This is a genomic window from uncultured Methylobacterium sp. (genome assembly GCF_964242245.1).
Taxonomy (GTDB): domain Bacteria; phylum Pseudomonadota; class Alphaproteobacteria; order Rhizobiales; family Beijerinckiaceae; genus Methylobacterium.
Genome location: NZ_CAXTBY010000171.1, coordinates 1 through 5,735 on the forward strand (window position 1 = coordinate 1; position 5,735 = coordinate 5,735).

Annotated in this window: 7 protein-coding genes; 5 read left to right on the forward strand and 2 right to left on the reverse strand. The window is 72.9% G+C overall.

The features are described from left to right. Together mnmE and ACFE8Y_RS20480 are read right to left on the reverse strand one after the other, a co-directional pair. On the reverse strand, positions 1-1,120 hold a 1,120-nt coding region (gene mnmE / locus ACFE8Y_RS20475; protein WP_375466212.1), incomplete at its 3' end, for a tRNA uridine-5-carboxymethylaminomethyl(34) synthesis GTPase MnmE. 28 nt (positions 1,121-1,148) lie between these two features. Then, positions 1,149-2,228 carry a zinc ribbon domain-containing protein gene (locus ACFE8Y_RS20480; protein WP_375466218.1) on the reverse strand — a complete coding sequence of 360 codons (1,080 nt, stop codon included), beginning with the start codon at positions 2,226-2,228 and terminating at the stop codon, positions 1,149-1,151. 135 nt (positions 2,229-2,363) lie between these two features. On the opposite strand from ACFE8Y_RS20480, the gene ACFE8Y_RS20485 reads away from it, so the two are divergent. The 5 genes from ACFE8Y_RS20485 to ACFE8Y_RS20505 all read left to right on the forward strand — a co-directional run bounded on the left by ACFE8Y_RS20485 (position 2,364) and on the right by ACFE8Y_RS20505 (position 5,178). Further along, the gene (locus ACFE8Y_RS20485; protein WP_375466213.1) at positions 2,364-2,702 is read left to right on the forward strand and encodes a hypothetical protein; all 339 of its coding nucleotides are present in this window, start codon (positions 2,364-2,366) and stop codon (positions 2,700-2,702) included. A 70-nt stretch (positions 2,703-2,772) separates the two neighbouring features. After that, positions 2,773-3,624, forward strand: coding sequence for a pantoate--beta-alanine ligase (gene panC, locus ACFE8Y_RS20490; RefSeq protein WP_375466214.1), 852 nt, complete (start codon positions 2,773-2,775; stop codon positions 3,622-3,624). A gap of 92 nt (positions 3,625-3,716) precedes the next feature. Further along, a complete protein-coding gene (locus tag ACFE8Y_RS20495; RefSeq protein ID WP_375466215.1) occupies positions 3,717-3,962 on the forward strand; it encodes a hypothetical protein in 246 nt (81 codons plus the stop codon). 166 nt (positions 3,963-4,128) lie between these two features. Beyond that, entirely contained in the window at positions 4,129-4,779 is a 651-nt protein-coding gene (locus tag ACFE8Y_RS20500; protein ID WP_375466216.1) for a DUF2268 domain-containing putative Zn-dependent protease, read from the forward strand. Positions 4,780-5,043: 264 nt separating this feature from the next. Continuing rightward, positions 5,044-5,178: a hypothetical protein gene (locus tag ACFE8Y_RS20505; RefSeq protein WP_375466217.1), complete on the forward strand. Its 135-nt coding sequence runs from the start codon at positions 5,044-5,046 to the stop codon at positions 5,176-5,178. Positions 5,179-5,735 lie beyond the last annotated feature (557 nt).

Below are 5,735 nucleotides of genomic sequence, written 5' to 3' on the forward strand. Positions count from 1 at the left end.
CGCGGGTCACGAGCGCATCGCCGCCGCCGAGCGCCCGTCCGGCCTCGGCCTGGATGGCCGCGAGCAGCGCCGGCATGCCCGCTCCGGTCAGTGCGGAGACGGCGAGCCCGCCCGCGCCCGAGCCGTCCGCCACGTCGCACTTGGTCCGAAGCCGCAGGACGCGGGCGGGGCCGGCAGCAGTCTCCGCGGCCGCCGCCCCGGGCGGCTCCAGCATCAGCACGAGATCGGCCGCTTCCATGCGCCGCCGGGTCCGCGCGATCCCCTCGGCCTCGACCGCGTCCGCGGTCTCGCGCAGGCCCGCCGTGTCGACCAGGATGACGGGCAGGCCGCCGAGATCGAGCCGCACCTCGATCGCGTCGCGGGTCGTGCCGGGCACCGGGGAGACGATGGCCGCGTCGCGGCGGCTGAGCGCGTTGAGCAGGGTCGACTTGCCCGCGTTCGGTGGGCCGGCGAGCACCACGTGGAAGCCCTCGCGCAGGCGCTCGCCGCGGCGCCCGTCGGCGAGCGCAGCCGCGACCGCATCGCGCAAAGCCGCCGCGCGGGCGAACAGGGCGGCATCGAGGGCGGCCTCGTCCACGTCGCCCTCGTCGGAGAAGTCGAGCGCCGCCTCCGCTCCGGCGAGGCAGTCGACCGCCTCCGCCCGCCACGCGGCGACCTGCCGGCCGAGCACGCCGTCGAGCTGGCGCAGGGCCTGCCGGCGCTGCGCCTCGGTCTCCGCCTCGATCAGGTCGGCGACGCCCTCGGCCTCGGTCAGGCCCATCCGCCCGTTCAGCACCGCCCGGCGGGTGAAGGCCCCGGGCTCCGCCGCCCGGCAGCCCGGAAAGGCGGAGAGCGCCCGGATCACGCCGGCCCGCACGGCCAGCCCGCCGTGGAGATGGAGTTCCGCCATGTCCTCGCCGGTGACGGTGTCCGGGCCGGGCAGCCAAGCGACCAGCGCCTGGTCGAGGATGGACCCGTCAGCGGGGTCGCGCAGGGTTCGCAGCGACAGCCGGCGCGGCACGGGCAGGCGCCCCGCGAGCGCCGTGACCAGCGCGGCGGCGGCCGGCCCGCTGACGCGGATCACCGCGATCGCCGCCCGGCCGAACCCGCTCGCCGGGGCGAAGAGGGTGTCGTCCGTCATCGTCGCGTCCACGCCGTGTCCCAACGCATCAGCCTGCCGGAAGGCCGGGTGAGGGCGCCTCGTGCGCGGTCGCCGCGGCACCGGCCGCGCCGCAGGCGTAGCAGAACCGCTCGAACGTGCTCCGGCGCTGGTCGCAGGCCGGACACCGCTCGAAGACGCCGATGCCGCAGTGCGGGCAGAAGTTCGCGGACGGGTTGGCGAGGTCGATGGGCCGCTCGCAGCCGGGGCAGACCTTCTTGGCGAGGCGCTGCAGGGCTTGGTCCGTCGCGATCTCGGTGCGCCGCTCCGCATCGGGCCGCGCCTCGGCCGCCCGCTGCCGCGCGCTGTAGGCCTGGAGGGCGTCGATCGCCGCGCGCCCGGCGATCAGGGTCGCGATCACGCCGACGCCGTACTGCACGTAGCCGCCGTAGCTCGGCAGGTAGGGGACCAGCTCGACGAAGAAGGCGAAGGCCGCCGCCAGCGCGAAGCCCCACACGAAGGGCCAGTTGCGCGTGTGCCGCCGCCGCAGCAGCAGCCAGCCGGCAAGCGCCAGCAGCGGCAGGGTGAGGGCGAGCCGGTAGCCGAACACGCGCAGGTCCTGCCCGCGCTCGGCGGCCTCGAGCTTCTCCTGGGCGTCCGTGCGCAGGGCGGCGTCGAGGCCGGCCTGCGCGGCCTCCTGCTCGGACAGGTCGAGGCCGGCCTTGGCCAGCGCCTCCAGCCGCTCCTCGATTCCGCGCTCGGCGGCCTTGAGCGCGTCGAGCTGCTGCGTGCGCGCGACGAGGCCGGGGTCCTGGTCGACCCGCTGCGTCGCGTCGCGGGTCCTGAGCCAGTTCGCGAAGGTTTCCCGCGCAGCCGCCGAGGCCGCGCGCGCCGCGTCGAGGGCGAGTTGCGCCTGCTCGCCCTGGCGCCGGTTGTCTTCCTGCGCGCGACGGGTCTGCTTCAGGGCATCGGCGGCGGGGCCGGCCCGGTCGCGGTCCAGGAACGCGTCGAGGGTGTCGTGGTGCTCGACCTGCGGCAGGTCGCCGACGGCGAGGGAGCCGAGGCCGATCAGGAAGCCCGCGAACACGACGGCGATGAGCCACAGGGCGAGGTTGAACCAGCGTTCGGACAGTCGGGACCCAGATCGCACGATCACGCCTCGCTCAGCCATGCCGGTGCGCGCCGCCGCCGATAGCACGGCGGACCCGACCCACTGGAGATCATACGAGGTAACCTCGCGTTCACCATGAGGCGCGATGGTCGGGCGGCGGGGATCGGCAGGCGCATGCGTTCGAGCGGGATGGTGCTGGGTCTCACGCTGGGCCTGCTGACGGGCTCAACGATGGCCGCCGACCTGATCGCGCGCGGGCCCGACCCCGCCTTCGACGCGCCCCGCTACTTCCCGCGCGGCGACGGCGCCGACGCGAGCCCGCGCCGGCCCGCCCCGGCCCCCCGCCAAGCCGGATGCCGCCCGCGCCGGGCGCCGGTTCCGACCAACGCGCCGGACGACCCGAGCTACGTCGGCTCGACCTACGGCTTGGCGAAGCCGAGCTACTACGGCCTGACCCCGCCGCTCGGCGTCGACGATCCCTTCGGCCGGCCGCTGCTCGGCGACTGCCGCTGAACGGGGCGCTGGCAGGGACCGGGCCGGCAGCTTAAGTGAGCCGCCGCACGCGTCCCCGGAGCGCTCCCCCGTGTCATCCCAGCCCACCGACCTGCGCATCTCGGAGCTTGCGACCTTGCGGGCGCAGGTGGCGGCGTGGCGCGCGGCGGGCGCGCGCGTCGTGCTGGTCCCGACCATGGGGGCGCTGCACCGCGGGCACCTCGCGCTGGTCGCGGAAGGGCGCGCGCTGGGCGGCCGCACGGTGGCGAGCATCTTCGTCAACCCGACGCAGTTCGGGCCGGGCGAGGATTTTTCGCGGTATCCGCGCGACCTCGCGGCCGACCTCGCCCTGCTGTCGGGGGCCGGCGCGGACGCGGCCTGGACGCCCGAACCGGCCACGATGTACCCGCCGGGCTTCGCGACGCGGATCGCGGTCGGCGCGCTCAGTGAGGGCCTGTGCGGCGCCGTCCGGCCCGGCCACTTTTCGGGCGTCGCCACCGTGGTGACGAAGCTGCTCAATCAGGTGCGGCCGGACATCGCGCTGTTCGGCGAGAAGGACTTTCAGCAGTTGCGGGTGATCCAGCAGGTGACGCGGGACCTCGACCTCGCCGTCGAGATCCGCGGCGTGCCGACGCTGCGCGAGGCCGACGGCCTCGCCCTGTCCTCGCGCAACCGCTACCTCACCTCCGCGGAGCGGGCGGTCGCGCCGCGGCTGCACGCCGTGTTGTCGGAGGTCGCCGCAGCGGCGCGGGACGGGGGTGAGACCGGGGCCGCGCTCGCGCGGGGCGCGGCGGCCCTCACGGCGGCCGGCTTCGCGGTGCAGTACCTCGCGGTGTGCGACGCCGAGACGCTGGCGCCGCTGGAGCGCGTCGCCGGCCCGGCCCGCGTCCTGGCGGCGGCCCATCTCGGCCGCACCCGGCTCATCGACAACGTCGCGGTGTGAGACCGGCCCGCCCCGCCGGGCGTCGCGGCGCTTGATCGTGATCGGGTTGGAGTCCGACGGGATCGACACGGCTTTGGTGGGGACGGGCCTGCATGGCATGGTGGACCATGCCCGTCTTCATAGCCCAGCAGATGTCCTTGCCCGATCCGGTCGATACCGTGTCCGACACGCACCGCCTGATCGTGCTGGCCGATAGCGAGGCGGAGGCACGCGAAGCGTTCGAAACGGCAGGCGGACCGAGCCTGCAGATCAGCATCGAGGAACTTCCGGCCGACCAAGCCGCGGCCGTGCAGGGCGAACTACGGCCGAACGTCGTCCAGCCCTATGCGCCGTCGTAGCGTCCCGGCTTGAACTTCGACGCCGAACGGTCCGGCTTCCCCGTCTGGTGGTGTCTCAGCTTGAAATGTGACCGGGCTCAGCCGGCCGCTTCCGATCCCGCTCGGACGTTGCCCCGTCGAGCTTCGATCATCAGGATGACGCACCAGATTCAGCGTGGATGCTGCGATGACTTGGCAACTGCACTGGCTTGAGGCGTCCGGCGATCTGCGTCCGTGGCGCGCTGCGATCACCGCGGAGGTCGAGATTGCCCGAAAGGCCATCGCGGACGTACTGCCCGTGCCCCCGCTCGACATCCTCGTGGAGCGCCTTCCGGGTGCGACGATCCCCGAGACCGGCACACTGGGGCGCGCCCATCGGGCGAGCCTGTTCGCGCTGACGCTCGATCCCGACAACCCCAACTTCGCGCGTGCCTTGCGCGATGGAGGCCTTCGCAGGACGGTGGCGCACGAGGCGCATCATTGCCTGCGCATGGCCGGTCCCGGCTACGGCTGGACGCTGGGCGAAGCCCTGGTCAGCGAGGGGTTGGCGGGCCAGTTCGTGAGCCGCGTGTTCGGCACGCCGCCCGAGCCCTGGGAATGCGCCGTCACCGACGCGGTGCTCAAGGCCAACCTTCCCGATCACGCCACGCTCGTGGGAAACGGTCACGATCACCGCGCGTGGTTCTTCGGGTTCGGCGGGCGCTATCCGCGTTGGCTCGGCTATACGCTCGGCTACCGGATCGTGGGCAATTGGCTGAGGGCGGAGCCGAGCCTCGGCGGCGACGCGTGGGTCAACGTCGCCGCGCACGAGGTTCTCAGATCAGAGCATTTTCCATGATCTTCGGATCACGGAAGATGCTCTAATTCCTTATGTAGCCGCATTTTCTTCACGCGAGTCGGCATCCACCTCGCTGGAAAATGCTCTAGCCCGCGACCACACGCTATCAGCCAACTGACGCTGTAGAGAGGCGTAGTCCGCTTACCACCCATTGCGGACGTTCCAGCCACATTTCAAACTGAGACACCAACCCACACCCCCCGTCACGGCCCCTCGCACGGTCCCGCGGTCCGGCCTATGCTCGGCGCTGACGGGAGGCCAGCGGTGCGCTACACCCACAAGCTGATGTCCGAAGCACGCGGCGGCCACGCGCTCGAAGAGGGCGAACTCGCGGAAGCCAGGGACCAGCGGGACGCGCAGGATCTGGCGACGAAGGTGTATGATACGGTTTCCGGTTGATTGGTTCGGGAGGCGGCGCGCCCCGTAACCCGCGCGCTCTTCCCTCTCCCCTCTGCGGGAGAGGGTGGCCCGTGAGCTAAGTCGGGAGAGGGGAGCGACGGTTCCGGACAGCGCGCTCCCCTCACCCGACCCTCGCTCACGCGAGGGCCACCCTCCCCCGCAGAGAGGGGAGGGTGCGCACGCAACCGAAGCATTCAACCGGAGACCGTATGAGACGGCCCGGTTCCAGGCCGCGAGCAACCAGCCGCCGCTGTCGTTCCCGCGCGGTGATCGTTTCGGAGAACGGCACCGAGATCTGGCGGGCCACCGAGACGGACCTGCGCGACTCTGATCACGATATGGACGTCTGATGCCAACGAGATCCCGGGCACCCGGGGCCGCGGGAGCGATCACGGATGACTGGCCGTTGCGGGCCGCCTGGACGACCCGCGCGCCGGTTCGTGCGCGCCGGGGCGTTCAGACCGACCCACGACCCCCGCATGGCGTCGGCATCAAGCGCCGGCGGTCAGGATGCCCGCAGCGGGTGCGCGGCGAAGAAGTCGAGCATCGCCCGCGAG

Bases quoted from the DNA above. Each gene is read 5' to 3' on its own strand.
- ACFE8Y_RS20495 (WP_375466215.1), top strand. From the start codon at position 3,717: ATGGCATGGTGGACCATGCCCGTCTTCATAGCCCAGCAGATGTCCTTG.
- ACFE8Y_RS20485 (WP_375466213.1), top strand. From the start codon at position 2,364: ATGCGTTCGAGCGGGATGGTGCTGGGTCTCACGCTGGGCCTGCTGACG.
- ACFE8Y_RS20500 (WP_375466216.1), top strand. From the start codon at position 4,129: ATGACTTGGCAACTGCACTGGCTTGAGGCGTCCGGCGATCTGCGTCCG.